This window comes from Rhodococcus globerulus (assembly GCF_019334125.1).
GTDB lineage: Bacteria > Actinomycetota > Actinomycetes > Mycobacteriales > Mycobacteriaceae > Rhodococcus_F > Rhodococcus_F globerula.
Genome location: NZ_CP079698.1, coordinates 525649 through 542932, shown reverse-complemented (window position 1 = coordinate 542932; position 17284 = coordinate 525649). Strand labels below are relative to the sequence as shown.

The window sequence follows — 17284 nt, the reverse complement described above, 5'->3', positions numbered from 1 at the left end:
CACTTGCCGTTCTGCTTTCACTTCTGCGAACGACTTCCACGCTAGTCCAGCAAACCCGCCACTTCGTGGTCCGTGAGTGTGGTTCTCGGCACTCTTCCCGTTGCGCTCACCAGCTCCACTGCCCGGTACAGTGGCCGCTCCGCCAAACCGGCACCGCGCGCTTCCGCGCGCAGTTGCTCGATCAGTACCGACGACAAGGCTGCTGCCGGCACCAACTCGCTCGACGCCAAGGCGTCGGCCAGCTTGCGGAGCGCAAGGATTTCCAGCTCGCGCCCTCCCCCTGCGGTGTAGAGAGCAAGGGGAATTCGCACGCTGGATCGCGCGTCGGTCAACTTCATACTGACTTCGCTGATCCGCCCCGTGCGCACCATGAGCTCGGCGGTGACCACCTCCGCCGCGTCGACCTCACCGGTGCGGAAACCCGCCTGCGCCCGAATCTTCTTGCCGTACAACGTGATGTGTCGACGCAAGGTCATCAAGATCGCAAGCGACGTCGGAACGGCGATGATGAAGCCGACCAGCAGCGCCACCGTCGTCGAGGCAAAGACGCTCACGACAAGGCCGACCACAACACCGAGCACAATCACCGCGACGGCAATCCGCTTGAGTCTCGGCGCAATCAGCGCGATCGGGACAAGATCAAGCGAAACCGGTTCTACGTCACGAGACAACGAGAGTCCCGAGCCTGTCGACGATTTCATCGAGCGCAACCGACTCCTGCTCACCCGTCGCGAGGTGCTTGAGGACAACAACACCTTCTTCGAGTTCACGCTCACCCAGGACAAGCGCAAAGGCCGCACCGGACTTGTCGGCAGCCTTCATCGACCCCTTGACGCCACGGTTTCCGTAGGCCAGATCGACACGAATGCCATTGCCACGCAACTGATGTGCAATGGCAACCAACTTACCCTTCGCTTCGGATCCCATCGGCACGCCGAACACATCGACGCGCGCCGGCGGAGCGACGGACTTGCCCTCAGCTTCGAGTGCCAGCACCGTGCGGTCGACACCGATACCAAAACCGATGCCGGACAACGGCTGTCCACCCAACTGCTCCATCAGACCGTCGTATCGACCGCCGCCGCCGATACCGGACTGCGCGCCCAGACCGTCGTGGACGAACTCGAACGTCGTCTTCGTGTAGTAGTCGAGGCCACGGACCATGCGCGGATTGACGACGTACGGAACGCCCAACGCGTCGAGGTGGCTCAGGACCTCGTCGAAGTGTGCCTTGCAGCTGTCCGACAAGTGATCGAGCATGAGCGGCGCATCTGCCGTCATCGCCCGGACATCGGGGCGCTTGTCATCGAGGACGCGCAGCGGATTGATCTCGGCGCGGCGACGGGTTTCTTCGTCGAGAGGAAGTGCAAAGAGGAACTTCTGCAGCAGTTCACGGTACTGCGGGCGGCAGGTGTCGTCGCCGAGCGAGGTGATCTCGAGACGGAAGCCGTCGAGTCCCAACGAACGGAACCCGGCGTCGGCAATGGCGATGACCTCGGCGTCGAGCGCCGGATCGTCGATGCCGATGGCCTCGACGCCCACCTGCTGCAGCTGACGGTAGCGACCCGCCTGCGGACGCTCGTAGCGGAAGAACGGGCCCGCGTAGCTGACCTTGACGGGAAGCGTGCCACGGTCGAGGTTGTGCTCGATCACGGCGCGCATGACTCCGGCCGTGCCCTCAGGGCGCAGAGTCACGGAACGATCGCCGCGATCGGCGAACGTGTACATCTCTTTGCTGACGACGTCGGTCGACTCGCCAACGCCGCGGGCGAACAGTGCGGTGTCCTCGAAGATCGGCAATTCGATGTGGCCGTATCCGGCCAGACGTGCGGCGCGCGTCAATCCGTCACGGACGGCAACAAATTCGGCGGATTGCGGCGGAACGTAGTCCGGGACGCCCTTGGGTGCAGAGAAGGTGCTGGCTTTACTCACGAGTGGTTACTTTTCCTTATTTCTGTCCGCTGAGTCCAACGAGAAACGGATTGGAGCTTCTTTCGGCGCCGATCGAACTGTTGTCGCCGTGCCCGGGGAGGATGACTGTCGCGTCGTCGAGAATCAGAAGTTTCTTCGCGACGGAATCGAGCAATTGTTCATGGTTGCCACCGGGAAGGTCACTTCGCCCGATCGAGCCCTGGAACAGGGTGTCGCCTGTGAAAGCCAGATCGACTGGACCTTCTGCAGTACCCGCCTGGGTGCGGAAGACAACAGATCCCTGCGTATGGCCCGGGGTGTGATCGACCGCAAAGGACATTCCGGCGAGCTCGAACGAGTCCCCGTCGGATAGTTCGATGACCTCGTCCGGTTCGACGAAGGACATGTCCTTGATGAAGTCCTTCATCGTCGGACCGATTCCCCGGGCAGGGTCGGTGAGCATGTAGCGATCATCCGGGTGAATGTAGGCCGGCGCCGAGTACCGCTCGCAGACCTCACGCGCAGACCACATGTGATCGAGATGCCCGTGCGTCAGCAGCACGGCCGTCACCGACATGTCCTTGGAGTCGAGAAACTCGAACAGCGGCTCAGCAGCGTCCTGACCCGGATCGATCACCACACACTCGCAGGCATCGTCCTGAGCGAGTATGTAGCAGTTGGTCTGGAACATCCCGGCCGGAAAACCAGTCACGAGCACTTGAGGTAACTCCTCTTCGAAGGGCGAATCAGGCAACACGGTGTCACGTACAGCCTAAAGCTGCTGCCCCGCCAGTAAGTTCTCAGGTTGCAGTGGGAGACTTTCCGACAACTGAAGTTATACCGACCAGACGCAGTTCCACCCGTGAATATGGAGGACTCCAGCAGTGCCGAGTAACGAGCAGCGCCGCCAGGCGGCAAAACGCAAGCTCGAGCGCCAGCTCGAACGCCGCGCCGAGCGGGCGCGTAAGCGCAAGCAAATGACAATCGTCTACACGGCTGCTGGTGTCGTCGTGGCTGTCGCCGTCGTCGCCGGGATCGTCCTGCTCACCCGAGGTGACGACAGCAGCACCGAGAACACCGCTGACGACGCCACATCGACGTCTGAGCAGACTGCCGCCGCCATGCCTGCCGGTTTGCTCACGCCCTTGGCAGAGACCGTCTCGTGCGCTTACCCGACTGACGCTGCGCCGGCATCCAAGCCGAACAACCCACCGCGCGCGGACGGCATCCCCACCACGGCGCCGGACGCGACGCCGAGCATCAGCATGGAGACGTCGCAGGGCAATATCGGCCTCGTCCTCGACGGAACGAAGTCGCCGTGCACGGTCAACAACTTTGTGAGCCTCGCGGGTCAGAACTACTTCGACGCCACGACATGCCATCGCCTGACGACGAGCCCCTCATTGCAGGTCTTGCAGTGCGGCGACCCGTCGGGCACCGGTAGCGGCGGACCCGGTTACCGCTTCGACAACGAGTACCCGACCACTGCTTTCGACGCCGCAGACCCGGCCGCTCAGATGCCGGTGACGTACAGCCGCGGAATGATCGCGATGGCCAACGCCGGGGCCGGCACAAACGGTAGCCAGTTCTTCCTCGTCTACGGCGATTCACAGCTCCCGCCTGACTACACCGTATTCGGCACGATCGACGAGACCGGGCTTGCGACGCTCGACAAGATCGCGGCGGGTGGCAGCACGCCCGAGGGCGACGGCACGCCGAACCTCACCACCGATATCAAGACTGTAAGGATCGACTGATGAAACGCACGTCCCTTCTGATCGCTGCCGTCGGCGTCACCGCCCTCGTCCTCGCTGGGTGTTCCAGTAACGACTCCGAGTCCGATTCCGCGTCGTCGAGCACTCAGGCGAGCGCGAAGTCGACCACGAAGTCAGCACCACTCGACATGTCGCAGTTCGAACAGTTGCCCGCCGTTCCGGCGCCTGCTGGTGCCACGGTCGACTGCACCTATGCCCCGGCGGCGGGTGCAGCCAAGACGGTTGACACACCGACTTCCACCGGCGTCCCCGCCGAGGGCACCGTAAACGTCCAGTTGACCACCACCGCCGGACCGATCGGTATGGAACTCAACCGCACCGCCGCCCCGTGCACCGTCAACAGCATGGTCAGCCTGGTCGAGCAGAAGTACTTCGACGACACCCCGTGCCATCGCCTGGTCACCAGCCCGGGCTTGCAGATCCTCCAGTGCGGAGATCCTTCGGGCCAGGGCACGGGCGGACCGGGATTCGGCTTTGCCAACGAGTACCCGACCACCGTGTACGCCGAGAACGATCCGGCGCTGTCGTTGCCGGTCGTCTACCCGCGCGGCACTCTGGCCATGGCTCATTCATCACAGCCGGACAGCAACGGTAGCCAGTTCTTCCTCGTATACGACGATTCACTCCTCCCGCCCGACTACACCGTTTTCGGGACCATCGACGAGGCCGGTCTTGCAACCATCGAGAAGATCGCCGCCGACGGTGACGATGGCAGCATGGGAGCCACCGGCGGCGGTGCCCCGAACACCCCGATCACCATCGAAACAGCAGTAGTCGCCTGATCTGCCAGCACAAAAAGGGGCGATACGAGAGATTCCTCTCGTATCGCCCTTTTCCGTTTTGTATGACCGACAAAGCGGGATCATCACTGCATGAGGATTCTGATCGCAACAGCGAGCAAGCACGGATCGACTGCCGAAATCGGTGAGCAGTTAGGCCGCGCGATTACTTCGGGGTTGCGGGCACGGAATATCGAGCCTCAGGTCGATGTCAAGAAAGCCCACGACGTCCACACGGTCGACGGCTATGACGCCGTCGTTCTCGGCAGCGCGATCTACCTCGGGAAATGGCTCAAGGACGCGACCCGTCTGGTGGACCGCGATCTCGATGCCCTGCAGAAGCGTCCGGTGTGGTTGTTCTCCAGCGGCCCAATCACCCCTGGTGACAATGCCGACAATCTCAAGTGGATCAACACACCGTGGGCTGTTGAGCACCACATGTTCGGCGGCAAACTCGATCCGTCGGTGCTCTCGTTCACCGAGCGCATTGCGACCAGAGCGGCAAAAGCGACCGAGGGCGATTTCCGATCGCCGGACGACATCGCCGCTTGGGCCGACAGCATCTGCTCGACCCTCGCCGCCCACCCGGATCGGTGAAGGTCGAAGGACACACGTGACCGCCGTAGATCTGTACTGGCTTCCGCTCGGCGCTGGCGGACATGTGGTGCGCTTCAACGGCATTGTCTACGAACGGTTGAGCGCCTGGTTCGCTCCTCGAACACCGGTGCCGCTTTACCATTGCGCGCTGCGAATCACAGTGCCGCCCAACCTCTATTCGATCGAGATGACTCCGGTGTGGCAGCGCAAGGCACCCGATCGCGGCGTTGTCGCGGAAGGCCCGGTCGGCGCACGCTGGGCTGGTAGATCGAAGTACTTCCGGTACGAAGTGCATTGTTGGCGGAACGGAACGGTCGACGATATCGACGAAGCCGTCGAGAGTCCGCTGTGTCTATCGGCGGATTCGGCAGTTGCCGAGCAGATCCTCGACGAGATTCGAACGGTTCCCACCTTCGTCTGGGGACGGGATGCCGTCGGCGTAGGTGACATGTGGAACTCTAATTCCGTTGTGGCCTGGGTCTTGACCCGATGCGGCGTCGACCTTTCCGGAATCGAGCCACCGCGCGGCGGGCGGGCTCCCGGCTGGCACGCCGGAATCGCTGCAGCGGCAAGACCTTCCAGGCGCACGTAAGCGACTGGCGCCGAGCAGGGAATCTGCTCGGCGCCAGTCGGTGTGAGAGGACTACGACGCCGACGTCACTCGATACACGTCGTACACGCCTTCCACATTGCGGACCACGTTGAGAACGTGGCCGAGATGCTTCGGGTCACCCATCTCGAAGGTGAACTTGCTGATGGCAACTCGATCACCGGACGTGTTGACCGACGCAGACAAGATGTTGACCTTCTCGTCTGCCAACGCCTTGGTCACATCGGAAAGCAAGCGGTGACGATCGAGCGCCTCGATCTGGATCGCGACCAGGAACACCGACGACGCGGACGGTGCCCACTCGACGTCGATGATCCGTTCGGACTGGTCGTGCAGCGAATTGGCGTTGGTGCAATCCGTGCGGTGAACACTGACCGCGCCGCCGCGCGTGACGAAGCCCAGAATGGAATCGCCAGGCACCGGTGTGCAGCACTTGGCAAGCTTTGCCACCGTGCCCGGAGCACCGGGAACCAGGATGCCGGAGTCGCCGGTACTGCGAGTACGCACCGGCATGTTCGACGGTGTCGACCGTTCGGCCAGTTCCTCCTCGACTGCGCCGACGCCGCCGAGATGAGCCACCAGACGCTGTACGACGTGGTGCGCACTGACCTGGCTCTCACCCACCGCGGTGTACAACGCCGAGACGTCCGGGTACCGAAGCTCGTTCGCGATCGTGCTCATCGACTCGGCATTCATCAAGCGCTGCAACGGAAGTCCGACGCGTCGTACTTCCTTGGCGATTTGATCCTTACCGGATTCGAGAGCTTCCTCGCGTCGTTCCTTCGCGAACCACTGACGAATCTTTGCCTTGGCCCGCGGGGAGACGACAAACGACTGCCAGTCACGGCTGGGGCCTGCGGTGGCCGCCTTCGACGTGAAGACTTCCACCACCTCGCCGTTGTCGAGCTTGCGCTCGAGGGCGACCAGACGTCCGTTGACGCGGGCACCGATACAGCGGTGGCCCACCTCGGTGTGCACGGCATAGGCAAAGTCGACCGGCGTCGAACCTGCAGGCAAGGTCACCACGTCACCCTTGGGGGTGAAGACGAAGATCTCCTTGACGGCAAGGTCGTAGCGCAGCGACTCGAGGAACTCCCCCGGGTCGGCCGCTTCACGCTGCCAGTCGAGTAGCTGGCGCATCCACGCCATGTCGTCGACCTCGGCGATGTCGCCGGCGTGCTTGCCCTTGGTCTCCTTGTACCGCCAGTGCGCGGCGATACCGAACTCGGCCGTCCGGTGCATGTCCTGCGTACGGATCTGGACCTCGAGGGGCTTGCCCTCCGGACCCACGACCGTGGTGTGCAGCGACTGATACACGCCGTACCGCGGTTGCGCGATGTAGTCCTTGAACCGCCCCGCCATCGGCTGCCACAGTGAATGCACAACACCGACTGCCGCGTAACAGTCACGGACCTCGTCGCACAGAATGCGGACGCCGACCAGGTCATGGATGTCGTCGAAGTCGCGGCCCTTGACGATCATCTTCTGATAGATCGACCAGTAGTGCTTGGGTCGTCCTTCAACCACCGCATTGATCCGCGACGCGGACAGCGTGGAGTTGATCTCGGCCCGCACCTTCGCCAGGTAGGTGTCCCGCGACGGCGCGCGATCGGCAACCAGACGCACGATCTCGTCGTACTTCTTGGGGTGCAGGATCGCGAACGACAAGTCTTCGAGTTCCCACTTGACTGTCGCCATTCCAAGCCGATGAGCAAGGGGTGCAATAACTTCGAGAGTTTCGCGAGCCTTGCGTGCCTGCTTCTCCGGCGGCAGGAAGCGCATGGTCCGCATGTTGTGCAGGCGGTCGGCAACCTTGATGACCAGCACCCGAGGATCACGCGCCATCGCGATGATCATCTTGCGGATGGTCTCGCCCTCGGCGGCGGTGCCCAGGACAACCTTGTCGAGTTTGGTGACGCCGTCGACCAAGTGCGCAACTTCGTCGCCGAAATCGCGCGTCAATTCTTCGAGCGAGTAACCGGTGTCCTCAACGGTGTCGTGAAGCAATGCGGCCACCAGCGTGGTGGTGTCCATCCCCAACTCGGCAAGGATGCTCGCGACAGCCAGCGGGTGCGTGATGTAGGGATCGCCGGACTTACGACGCTGACTGGAGTGTCGTTCCTCCGCGACGTCGTACGCGCGCTGGAGAAGCGCCAGATCGGCCTTCGGGTACAGCTCACGATGCAAACTGACCAGCGGCTCGAGAACCGGGCGGATGGTGGCATTACGCTGCCCCGTGATGCGCCGAGCAAGGCGAGCTCGAACGCGGCGAGACGCCGACGCCGGTACGGCTGCACTCTGACCGATCCGATTGCCTGCTGTTTGCGACGAAGCGGAACTGTCGTCCGGAGCACCGGACTTCGATGGTGTCGTATCCGGAGCCGGGTTGGTACCCGATTCCTGCGACACTGCACCCGAGTTCTGTGATCGATCAAGATTCGACGTCATGTCGCCACCTCCTACCACCGAGTTGGTTAGGCAACCGCCCTGCAACGGGAAATTGCCCTGGAGGTCTACCAGACCCCCAGGAGCCAACTTTAGTACTCAGACCTTGACCAGGGACGTCAGCGGGTACTTTACGAACCGATCACGGCCCCTGAGTTCCTCGATCTCGAGCACCACGGCCACCGCGACGACGGTGGCGCCGGCCAGTTCCACCAACTGCACGGCTGCTTCCAATGTCCCTCCGGTAGCCAGAACGTCGTCGATGACCAGAACATTCCGTCCGGTGAGATCGAACCCGTTTGCCGGAATCTCGAGCGTCGACGACCCGTATTCGAGGCTGTACGAACGTGAGAGAACAGGTGGCGGCAGTTTGCCCACCTTGCGCACCGCAACCACACCGGCGCCCATTCGAGCGGCAGCACCGGCTCCGAGCAGGAAACCACGCGCGTCGACGGCCGCAATCGTGTCCACATCGGGTGCACATGCAATCAAACCGTCGAGAACAGCACTGAAACCTTCGGCGTCCGCGAACACCGGCGTCAGGTCTGCAAAACGCACACCCGGACCTGGGAAATTGTCGGCCCACCGTGTCAACCGGACTACGGCATCCGACGCGGCCAGATGCACTGCCTTCAATTCGTCTGACGTCATCCTTGTCCCACCCACACTGATTTCATTCGAAATCGTCATCTACGCAATACCCATCTGTCCATGTTCCAGCCGCTGGCCGATCGAGTCGGATTGGCAACCACGGCACTCATTCCTTGAGCGACGGCAACAGTTCGCACCTGATTGAACAGAGGAATAGTAGGCACCTGCGTCCAGAGGATGTTCTCCGCCTCCACCGACAGTCCCAATTGCGCAGCTATTGCAGGATCGGTGTCCAACTGGTCGATGATCTGATCGACCCGCGCATTTCCGTATCCACCGAAATTCGAGGAGTTACCCGACCGCAGTGCGCCGCGCGCGTCGATCATGTCCGCCATGCCCGCTGCACCCGCTTGACCGGCGGTGCCGGCCAGCACCGCGTCGACGCCACCCGTGCGCAGTGCGTCCGGTGTGAAATCCGGGGAGCTGACGTCCTCGATCGTGACTCCGGCAGGTTCGCACGCCGCCTTCACGTCGGCCACGATCTGGGACCGCACCGGATCCGGAGCCAGGTACCCGACACGCACGGTCAACGCATCCAATCCGGCCTCGGACAACGAGACCTTGGTGGCTGCGACGTCCGCTGCGCTGTATCGATTACCGTCGGTCGCCGCGGCATCGCTGTACACCAACGAATCGGGGACTACGAGACGCGAATCCACCGTTCCGGATCCGACGCCGACCGCCGGCGCGTCTGGCGTGCTTCCGTACTGATCGAACAGCGTCGACCGAGGCACACAATGCCCGAATGCCCGCCGGGCTGCTTCGTCGCCGAGAACCCCCGACGTCGACAAGATGAATTGCTCGATGGACCTCGACGGGATCTGCTCGCTGGTGAAACCGGAGAGCGCGCTGAGGTCCCCGGCCGAACCGGAACCGACGTCGATCACTTCGATCGATTGGTCGACAGCATCCTTGGTGAGGTCCACTCCACGGGGCCACACCACGATGCGGTCAGTGGCCGGTGCATTGCCCCACCACCGCTCGTTGGCGACCAGTACCAGCCCTCCGTCTTCGGTGTAGTCCTCGACTCGGTACGGGCCCGAGGACGGCAATACCGACGTATCCAACTGACCGGGCGTCATGTTCCACCCGGTGTTCCAGAATTCGGCGATCTTCGTCAGTGCCTCGGTGTCATCCGAGTTCACGGCCGACACCAGGTCTGGCACGCCGGCGCGTTGCATCGCGATGTGCGACGGCATCAGTGCCGTCGCCCCGAACAGGGAACGCCACTCGGTGAACGCGCGGCCGGGTTTGAACACGACGGTCGCGTCTTTAGCACCGGGCTGGCACTGCACCTGGTCGATATCGGAGTACCCCAACGTGTTGGCTACATCGAACATCGGCACGTCCGCGCCGTCGACGGTTTTCGTGAATCGGCCACTCGATGCGGCCCACGTGAGAACCAGGTCGTCGCAGGTCAGCGGAACACCATCGGAGTACACGGACGAGGGATTGAGCGTGTACGACACCGTCAGCGCCTCACCCGGCAACTGCGCCGCGGTACCGATGTCTGTGTCCGATACCGGAGCGCCGACCGGCCCGGTAAAGGTGAAGCCGGGTAGCACCCGACTGAGCGCCGCCATCGTTCCCGAGACGGCCCCGGCCGTCGTGTTGCCGTTGTACGTGGTGATCGTGTTGTCGATTGCGTATCCGATGGACGGAGCCTGCTCGGTGTCGTTCTCCGAGCAGGCCGCCAACGAACCTGTGACCACCGCGGTGGCAGCAACAAACGACAGTGAGCGAACTACTGCTCGCCTCGCTTGGAGCATGATCAGTGAGCCTTCTTTTTCCGCTTTCCGGTCGGCCGAGCGCCAGGCGCGGGAGCAACTGCGGCACGTTGCGTTACCGATGCTCCGGCACCGACAGACTCTGCGGTCTTGGCACCGAGACCCTTTTCGGCAAGCGTAGCCCGGCGAGCGAGAACCTTGCGGGTGTGAACGGCCACAGGTCCCCATCGTTCCTTCATCGACACGAGGAGCGGGGTCGCAAAGAAGATCGACGAGTAGGCGCCAACGACGATGCCGACCAACTGGACGAGGGCCAGGTCCTTGAGGGTTCCGACGCCGAGCATCCACACCGCGACCACCATCAGGGCGATCACGGGCAACACACTGATGACGGTTGTGTTGATCGAACGCATGAGCGTCTGGTTGACGGCGAGGTTCGCCTGTTCACCGTACGTGCGACGCGTCAGATGCAGGATGCCTCTCGTATTCTCCTCCACCTTGTCGAACACGACGACGGTGTCGTACAGCGAGAAACCGAGAATGGTGAGCAGACCGATCACCGTCGCAGGTGTGACTTCGAATCCGACGAGCGCGTAGATACCCGCGGTCACGATGATGTCGAAGAACAACGCGATGATCGCGGCTATCGCCATGTCTCGTTCGAACCGAACCGCGATATAGATACTTACGATGACCAGGAAGACGATCAGCGCGAGCAGAGCCTTCTTGGTGATCTGACCACCCCACGTCTCGCTCACATCGGCAAAGCTGATGGCATCGCGGGACGGATTACCGTTTCTGTCCTCGGGCTGGAATTCGTCGAAGAGTGCATTCTGGAGCGTCACGATCTGCTGCGCATCGAGCGTTTCCGACCGAATCTGCACTGTGGCACTCGAACCCGAACCCACCGTCTGAACACTCTCCGGTTCGAAACCGAGAGCTTCGGAGTAGACGGTTTCGACCTGCGACGTCTCGACTCCGTCTCCGGCCGGGAACTGGATGCGCGATCCACCCTCGAAGTCGATACCGAACGTGAAACCGCGGATCAGCATTGCCAGCAGTGCGATTGCCACGAGTGCGCCGGTCAGGCCGTAGTAGAACCGACGCTTGCCGACTACCTCGAATGCGCCGGTCCCGGTGTACAGACGCGACAGCAGACTGTGTTTCGGCATCGACGCCTGGTCGACCCCGGAATCGGCTGTTACGGAACGTGCTTCCCGGTCCGCCGAGGAATCTCCGGCAGAGTTGTTGTTGGACTCACTCATGCTCGTGTCTCCTTAGCCGACGCAGCGGCGGCAACCTTACGTTCGCGGGCTACCTCTTGGACTGCTCCCAATCCGTTGACGCTGGGCTTGGACCAGAACGCCGAACGGGAAGCCAGATGTACCAGAGGCCACGTCACGAGGAAGACCACGACGACGTCGAGGATGGTGGTCAAGCCGAGGGTGAACGCAAATCCGCGGACCTGGCCCACCGCCAGTGCGTACAGAACGGCGGCTGCGATGAAGCTCACCGCGTTACCCGAGAGGATGGTGCGGCGGGCACGGGCCCAACCACGGGGTACTGCGGAACGGAAACTGCGGCCCTCACGCATCTCGTCCTTGATGCGTTCGAAGAACACGACAAACGAGTCGGCAGTCATACCGATACCGATGATCAGACCTGCCATGCCGGCGAGGTCGAGGGTGAACCCGATGTACCTGCCCAGCAGCACCATGATGGCGTACACCATGACACCCGAGAGGACGAGGGACAGCGCCGTCAGCACGCCAAGCATTCGGTAATAGACGAGGCAGTACACGAGTACGAGAACGAGGCCCACCGCACCAGCGATCAACGCTGCTTCCAACGATGCCAGTCCGAGTGTCGCCGATACAGTCTCGGCTTCCGAGGCTGCGAACGACAGCGGCAGCGAACCGTACTTCAGGGTGTTCGCCAGTTCCTTGGCGCTTTCCGCGGTAAAGCTACCGGTGATCGAGGTGGCGCTACCGGCGGGCGTTGCGCCCTGAATCGTGGGCGCACTGACAACCTTCGAGTCGAGGACGAAGGCTGCCTGCTTGCCGATGTTTGCCGAGGTGAACTGTGCCCAGGTGTTACTACCTGTGGTCTTGAACGACAGGCTGATCTCATGACGTGACTGCTGTGAATTGAACACCGACGACGCGTCCGCGATTTCCTGGCCGTCGATGATCGACGGGCCCAGAAGGTAGATGTACGCGCCGTCCTGAGAGCACGCGACGAGCGGAAGCGTCGGATCGTCGTTACCACGCAGCGGATCGGCCACGGAGCAATCGAGATTGGCGACGGCCTGCTCTTGAACCGTGGGATCGGTGCTCTGACGCAGCGCTCGCGCAGCGGCGATCTCGGCTGCGGCGGCGTCACTGGCGTCGGCGGAGTCACTCGGAGCGGCCGGTGCCGCCGGCTCTGTAGTTGGCGCTGCTTCCGATGTGGGAGCGGGTTCGCTGGTTGCCGGTTCTTGCGCTGGGAACGGGCGGTTCTGCGGAGCCTGTGTGGCCGGTGCCTCCGTTGCGGGCGCCTCTGCTGCCGGTGTTTCTGCCGCCGGTGTTTCGGCGCCGGGAGTAACAGCCGTTCGATTGGCGTCGCGGGTGGCTACGTCGATCGATCCGGTAACCGGACGGATGTACAAACGAGCCGTCTGACCCAACGACCGCGCCTGCGCGCTGTCGTCGCCTGGCACCGTGATGACCAGATTGTCACCGTCGATGACAACCTCGGACCCGGATACGCCGAGCCCGTTGACACGGGTCTCGATGATTTCCTGAGCCTGCTTCAGACTGTCCTGACTGGGCGCGCTGCCGTCCGGCGTGCGCGCGGTCAGCGTGACACGCGTTCCACCCTGCAAGTCGATACCGAGCTTCGGTGTGGCCGATTTATCGCCAGTAAAGAACACCAGCGCATACAGCGCCACGACCAGGACCCCGAACAGGGCCAGGTAGCGGGCCGGATGCACCGTTCCGGTGGAAGGTGCCACGATCTTTAAGTCTCCTCATTAGGTGCCGGACGTGAGCGGTCCACGACCGCTCGAGTTGCGCCGTTCGAACGTGCGGCGATGCGTTAACTACACAGTAACTCTAGAGCAGGGTCACGACGTGACTGCGTTCAGGAATCCTTGGTGAGTCGGATTTCGGTGTCAGTCGCCGATTCTTCGAACTCGGAAGACGCGTCTTCGTCGTCACTGTAATCCTCGACGACATCACTGACACGCTCGCGGATAACCAGACGCGACCAGGTGGTGACGACGCCGGGCGCGATCTCCAGTTCCACGGTGTCGTCGTCCAACGACGTGATGGTCGCGTACAGGCCGGCCGTGGTCTGCACACGGTCGCCCACCTGCAACGAATCCTGCATCTCGGAAGTCGCGGCCATGGCCTTCTTCTGCTTGCGCATGCCCAGGAACATCGGCACCAGCAGTGCGAGGATCAGGAGGGGGAAAAGCAAACTCGACATGTGTTGATCAACCTCGGTTTTGTAGCATATTTTTCGCCACGCGGGCCCCGGATGGACCTACGCAAGACACCAGTGTGCCACTAGTTCCTTAGGAAACCCGACAGTTCGCCACTAACGGGAGGCTCCGACAACGCGAAATCACTCCGCGTCCGGGTCGAACAACGATGCTTGTGGCTCCCTGGCGCGAACCTCGATACCACCCGCAGCGGCGTCCGGTGGCGGCGTCATGCCGAGCTGTTTCCAGGCTGCAGCAGTGGCAACACGACCGCGCGGGGTCCTGGCGATCATGCCGGCGCGAACCAGGAACGGCTCGCACACCTCTTCGACAGTCGACGGTTCCTCACCGACCGCAACCGCCAAGGTGGACACTCCCACCGGGCCGCCGCCGAATGAACGCACGAGCGCACTCAACACAGATCTGTCGAGACGATCCAGTCCGAGTTGGTCGACGTCGTAAACGGCGAGAGCGGCGCGGGCGACCTCCATCGTCACGATCCCATCTGCCCTCACTTCGGCAAAATCTCGCACTCGCCGCAGCAACCGGTTGGCGATACGCGGCGTCCCTCGCGAGCGTCGAGCAATTTCGGCACTGGCATCAACTTCGAGATTCACGCCGAGGATGCCCGCCGATCGCATCAGAATCTGTTGCAGCTCATCGGGTTCGTAGAAATCCATGTGCGCGGTGAACCCGAACCGATCTCGCAGCGGACCGGTAAGGGCGCCGGATCGGGTGGTCGCCCCTACGAGGGTGAAGGGCGCAACTTCCAGCGGAATCGACGTAGCACCTGGACCCTTGCCGACCACGACGTCGACTCGGAAGTCCTCCATCGCGAGGTACAGCATTTCCTCGGCGGGACGGGCGATCCGATGAATCTCGTCGATGAAGAGAACGTCACCCTCCACCAGATTGCTCAACATCGCCGCAAGATCACCGGCCCGCTCGAGAGCCGGGCCTGACGTCAACCGCAGTGAAGAACCCAGCTCACCCGCGATGATCATCGCCATCGACGTCTTGCCGAGTCCGGGCGGACCGGACATCAGAATGTGGTCGGGTGTTCCGCCGCGCATCTTTGCCCCGGTGAGTACCAGTTGCAATTGCTCGCGCACGCGCGGTTGACCGATGAAATCGTCCAGGCTCTTGGGCCGGAGACTTGCCTCGACCTCACCGTCCCCCGCCACCAATTCGGCGCTGACCTGGGATTCGTCGTCGAAGTCGTCGATCGGGTCGAAATTCATCGAGTTTTACCGAGCAGGGAGAGAGCGGATCGAAGTGCGACGGACGTAGTTGCGCCGGGTGTTTCCGCGAGCACGGAATCCGTGGCTTGTTCGGCTTGCTTGAGCGGGAACCCGAGCCCTTCCAAGGCCTCGACAATCTGATCACGGATCGCATTTGCTGCGACTGCCCCCGACACCCCGGCGGTCGTCGGTACTGCGTCGACCTTGTCTCGCAGTTCCACAACCATGCGTTCGGCACCACGTTTTCCGATGCCAGGCACTCTCGTCAACGCGGTGAGATTGCCCTCCGAGAGCGCTCGCCGCAGCGCATCCGGCTCGAGTACCGCAAGCGTGGCCATCGCCAGGCGAGGGCCGACGCCCGACACCGTCTGGAGAAGGCTGAACAGATCCTTGGACTCGAGATCGGAGAAACCGTAGAGCGTCATCGAATCCTCACGCACGATCATCGTCGTGAAAAGCCTCGCCTCGCTCCCCCGGTGCAACGCACCCAGCGTCACCGGCGTTGCGTTGACGCGGTAACCGACACCCGCAGCCTCGATAACCGCATGATCGAGAGCTATGTCGAGTACCTCGCCGCGAACCGACGCGATCATCGTGAACCTGCCTTCTTCGTGGTCTCGGCCAATTTTGCCTGATACTTACGCATCTGTTCCGCAGCCATTGCCTCGGCGCGCGCCATTCGTTCGATCATGGGTGCCCGCCAACAGTGGCAGATCGCCAGCGCGAGTGCGTCCGCCGCGTCGGCGGGTTTCGGAGCGGTTTTGAGATTGAGGATTCGAGTCACCATCGCGGTGACCTGCGCCTTGTCTGCAGTTCCGCTCCCGGTGACAGCCGCTTTCACCTCGCTGGGCGTGTGAAAGAACACGGGAATGCCACGGCGCGTGGCCGCAACCGCAACAACACCACCGGCTTGCGCCGTCCCCATTGCCGTACTGACGTTGTGTTGCGCGAATACCCGCTCGATGGCAACGACGTCAGGTTTGTACTGCTCGATCCACAGTTCCGCCGCATCCGAGATTCGGAGCAGGCGAGGTCCGAGGTCCATGTCAGCAGGCGTGCGCACCACGTCGACGGCAATGGGACGCACAACTCTGCCGTTACTCCCATCGACCACACCCAACCCGCAACGGGTCAAGCCAGGGTCCACTCCGAGCACGCGCACTTTTGTCACACCTCTCCACACCGAACAGCTGTTCGATAGCTTAGCGGTGTACGGGCGAACTGCCGACATCAACACGCAACCCGGCCGCGACGATTACCGTCACGGCCGGGTTGAGCATGGCTGCGTCGAACTAGTTCAGCGTCGACCTAGTCGGCGTCGAGTGCTGCAAGCACCTCGTCGGACAGATCGATATTCGTGTAGACGTTCTGCACGTCGTCGGAATCCTCGAGCGCGTCGACGAGCTTGAAGATCTTGCGGGCGCCGTCGACGTCCAGCGGAACCTCTACGGATGCACGGAAATCGGCTTCGGCGGAGTCGTAGTCGATCTCGGCTTCCTGCAGAGCACTGCGAACCGCGACAAGATCTTGTGGCTCACAGACGATTTCGAAGGTCTCACCGAGATCGGTGACCTCTTCTGCGCCGGCATCGAGAACTGCCATCAACACGTCGTCCTCGGACTGCCCGTTCTTCTCGAGCGTCACGACGCCCTTGCGAGCGAACAGGTATGAGACCGAACCCGGATCGGCAAGGTTGCCGCCGTTGCGCGTCATCGCGGTACGAACTTCACCAGCTGCACGGTTGCGGTTGTCGGTCAGGCACTCGATCAGCACAGCAACACCGTTGGGCCCGTAGCCCTCGTACATGATGGTCTGCCAGTCCGCGCCGCCAGCTTCTTCACCTGCGCCGCGCTTGCGCGCACGCTCGATGTTGTCGTTGGGGACAGACGTCTTCTTAGCCTTCTGAATGGCATCGAACAACGTGGGGTTGCCCGTGGGATCGCCACCGCCGGTTCGTGCCGCCACCTCGATGTTCTTGATCAGCTTCGCGAAGGATTTGCCACGACGTGCGTCGATCACAGCCTTCTTGTGCTTGGTGGTGGCCCATTTTGAGTGGCCGCTCATGCGATTCAAGCCCCTTTCCTG

General features: G+C 62.4%; 17 protein-coding genes. 4 read left to right on the top strand and 13 right to left on the bottom strand.

Features of this window, described 5'->3' with window-relative positions:
• Positions 1-41 precede the first annotated feature (41 nt).
• Genes KYT97_RS02465 through KYT97_RS02455 form a run of 3 tightly spaced genes read right to left on the bottom strand, consistent with a single transcriptional unit; the run spans position 42 to position 2629 of the window.
• Positions 42-701, bottom strand: a complete 660-nt coding sequence (locus tag KYT97_RS02465; RefSeq protein WP_372472392.1) for a hypothetical protein — start codon at positions 699-701, stop codon at positions 42-44.
• Positions 661-1932 carry a histidine--tRNA ligase gene (gene hisS, locus KYT97_RS02460; protein ID WP_095886170.1) on the bottom strand — a complete coding sequence of 424 codons (1272 nt, stop codon included), beginning with the start codon at positions 1930-1932 and terminating at the stop codon, positions 661-663. The genes KYT97_RS02465 and hisS overlap by 41 nt, the downstream gene beginning before the upstream one ends.
• Before the next feature lie 16 nt (positions 1933-1948).
• On the bottom strand, positions 1949-2629 hold the full coding sequence (locus KYT97_RS02455) for an MBL fold metallo-hydrolase (RefSeq protein WP_092808188.1): 681 nt from the start codon (positions 2627-2629) through the stop codon (positions 1949-1951).
• A gap of 166 nt (positions 2630-2795) precedes the next feature.
• Here KYT97_RS02455 and KYT97_RS02450 point away from each other — a divergent pair, with 166 nt between their 5' ends.
• From KYT97_RS02450 to KYT97_RS02435, 4 genes are all read left to right on the top strand, one after another.
• The gene (locus KYT97_RS02450; RefSeq protein ID WP_033234662.1) at positions 2796-3668 is read left to right on the top strand and encodes a peptidylprolyl isomerase; all 873 of its coding nucleotides are present in this window, start codon (positions 2796-2798) and stop codon (positions 3666-3668) included.
• A complete protein-coding gene (locus KYT97_RS02445; RefSeq protein WP_033234663.1) occupies positions 3668-4468 on the top strand; it encodes a peptidylprolyl isomerase in 801 nt (266 codons plus the stop codon). Before KYT97_RS02450 ends, KYT97_RS02445 begins: the two co-directional genes overlap by 1 nt.
• A gap of 90 nt (positions 4469-4558) precedes the next feature.
• Positions 4559-5062 (top strand): flavodoxin domain-containing protein, encoded by a 504-nt coding sequence (locus tag KYT97_RS02440; protein ID WP_219111689.1) that lies wholly within the window; start codon positions 4559-4561, stop codon positions 5060-5062.
• Between the two features lie 16 nt (positions 5063-5078).
• Positions 5079-5654, top strand: coding sequence for a hypothetical protein (locus tag KYT97_RS02435; protein ID WP_219111688.1), 576 nt, complete (start codon positions 5079-5081; stop codon positions 5652-5654).
• A gap of 51 nt (positions 5655-5705) precedes the next feature.
• Here the strand turns inward: KYT97_RS02435 and KYT97_RS02430 are convergent, their stop codons facing one another.
• The 10 genes from KYT97_RS02430 to KYT97_RS02385 form a co-directional block, all read right to left on the bottom strand.
• Positions 5706-8120, bottom strand: coding sequence for a RelA/SpoT family protein (locus KYT97_RS02430; protein ID WP_033234665.1), 2415 nt, complete (start codon positions 8118-8120; stop codon positions 5706-5708).
• Between the two features lie 96 nt (positions 8121-8216).
• Positions 8217-8768 carry an adenine phosphoribosyltransferase gene (locus tag KYT97_RS02425; RefSeq protein ID WP_045067526.1) on the bottom strand — a complete coding sequence of 184 codons (552 nt, stop codon included), beginning with the start codon at positions 8766-8768 and terminating at the stop codon, positions 8217-8219.
• A gap of 35 nt (positions 8769-8803) precedes the next feature.
• The gene (locus tag KYT97_RS02420) at positions 8804-10537 is read right to left on the bottom strand and encodes an ABC transporter substrate-binding protein (protein WP_219111687.1); all 1734 of its coding nucleotides are present in this window, start codon (positions 10535-10537) and stop codon (positions 8804-8806) included.
• Positions 10538-10539: 2 nt separating this feature from the next.
• Entirely contained in the window at positions 10540-11760 is a 1221-nt protein-coding gene (gene secF, locus KYT97_RS02415; protein WP_033234668.1) for a protein translocase subunit SecF, read from the bottom strand.
• A complete protein-coding gene (secD, locus tag KYT97_RS02410) occupies positions 11757-13487 on the bottom strand; it encodes a protein translocase subunit SecD (protein WP_033234669.1) in 1731 nt (576 codons plus the stop codon). Before secD ends, secF begins: the two co-directional genes overlap by 4 nt.
• Before the next feature lie 128 nt (positions 13488-13615).
• The gene (yajC, locus tag KYT97_RS02405) at positions 13616-13963 is read right to left on the bottom strand and encodes a preprotein translocase subunit YajC (RefSeq protein WP_045067521.1); all 348 of its coding nucleotides are present in this window, start codon (positions 13961-13963) and stop codon (positions 13616-13618) included.
• A gap of 138 nt (positions 13964-14101) precedes the next feature.
• Positions 14102-15199, bottom strand: a complete 1098-nt coding sequence (gene ruvB / locus KYT97_RS02400) for a Holliday junction branch migration DNA helicase RuvB (RefSeq protein WP_033234671.1) — start codon at positions 15197-15199, stop codon at positions 14102-14104.
• Entirely contained in the window at positions 15196-15792 is a 597-nt protein-coding gene (gene ruvA / locus KYT97_RS02395; RefSeq protein WP_141485891.1) for a Holliday junction branch migration protein RuvA, read from the bottom strand. The genes ruvB and ruvA overlap by 4 nt, the downstream gene beginning before the upstream one ends.
• Entirely contained in the window at positions 15789-16361 is a 573-nt protein-coding gene (gene ruvC / locus KYT97_RS02390) for a crossover junction endodeoxyribonuclease RuvC (protein ID WP_033234673.1), read from the bottom strand. Before ruvC ends, ruvA begins: the two co-directional genes overlap by 4 nt.
• Before the next feature lie 146 nt (positions 16362-16507).
• A complete protein-coding gene (locus tag KYT97_RS02385) occupies positions 16508-17263 on the bottom strand; it encodes a YebC/PmpR family DNA-binding transcriptional regulator (protein ID WP_045067518.1) in 756 nt (251 codons plus the stop codon).
• Positions 17264-17284 lie beyond the last annotated feature (21 nt).

Excerpts from the sequence above, each read along its gene's own strand:
- KYT97_RS02465 (WP_372472392.1), bottom strand. The coding sequence starts at position 701 with ATGAAATCGTCGACAGGCTCGGGACTCTCGTTGTCTCGTGACGTAGAA.
- KYT97_RS02445 (WP_033234663.1), top strand. The coding sequence starts at position 3,668 with ATGAAACGCACGTCCCTTCTGATCGCTGCCGTCGGCGTCACCGCCCTC.
- KYT97_RS02440 (WP_219111689.1), top strand. The coding sequence starts at position 4,559 with ATGAGGATTCTGATCGCAACAGCGAGCAAGCACGGATCGACTGCCGAA.
- KYT97_RS02430 (WP_033234665.1), bottom strand. The coding sequence starts at position 8,120 with ATGACGTCGAATCTTGATCGATCACAGAACTCGGGTGCAGTGTCGCAG.
- KYT97_RS02425 (WP_045067526.1), bottom strand. The coding sequence starts at position 8,768 with ATGACGTCAGACGAATTGAAGGCAGTGCATCTGGCCGCGTCGGATGCC.
- KYT97_RS02420 (WP_219111687.1), bottom strand. The coding sequence starts at position 10,537 with ATGCTCCAAGCGAGGCGAGCAGTAGTTCGCTCACTGTCGTTTGTTGCT.
- secF (WP_033234668.1), bottom strand. The coding sequence starts at position 11,760 with ATGAGTGAGTCCAACAACAACTCTGCCGGAGATTCCTCGGCGGACCGG.
- yajC (WP_045067521.1), bottom strand. The coding sequence starts at position 13,963 with ATGTCGAGTTTGCTTTTCCCCCTCCTGATCCTCGCACTGCTGGTGCCG.
- ruvB (WP_033234671.1), bottom strand. The coding sequence starts at position 15,199 with ATGAATTTCGACCCGATCGACGACTTCGACGACGAATCCCAGGTCAGC.
- ruvA (WP_141485891.1), bottom strand. The coding sequence starts at position 15,792 with ATGATCGCGTCGGTTCGCGGCGAGGTACTCGACATAGCTCTCGATCAT.
- KYT97_RS02385 (WP_045067518.1), bottom strand. The coding sequence starts at position 17,263 with ATGAGCGGCCACTCAAAATGGGCCACCACCAAGCACAAGAAGGCTGTG.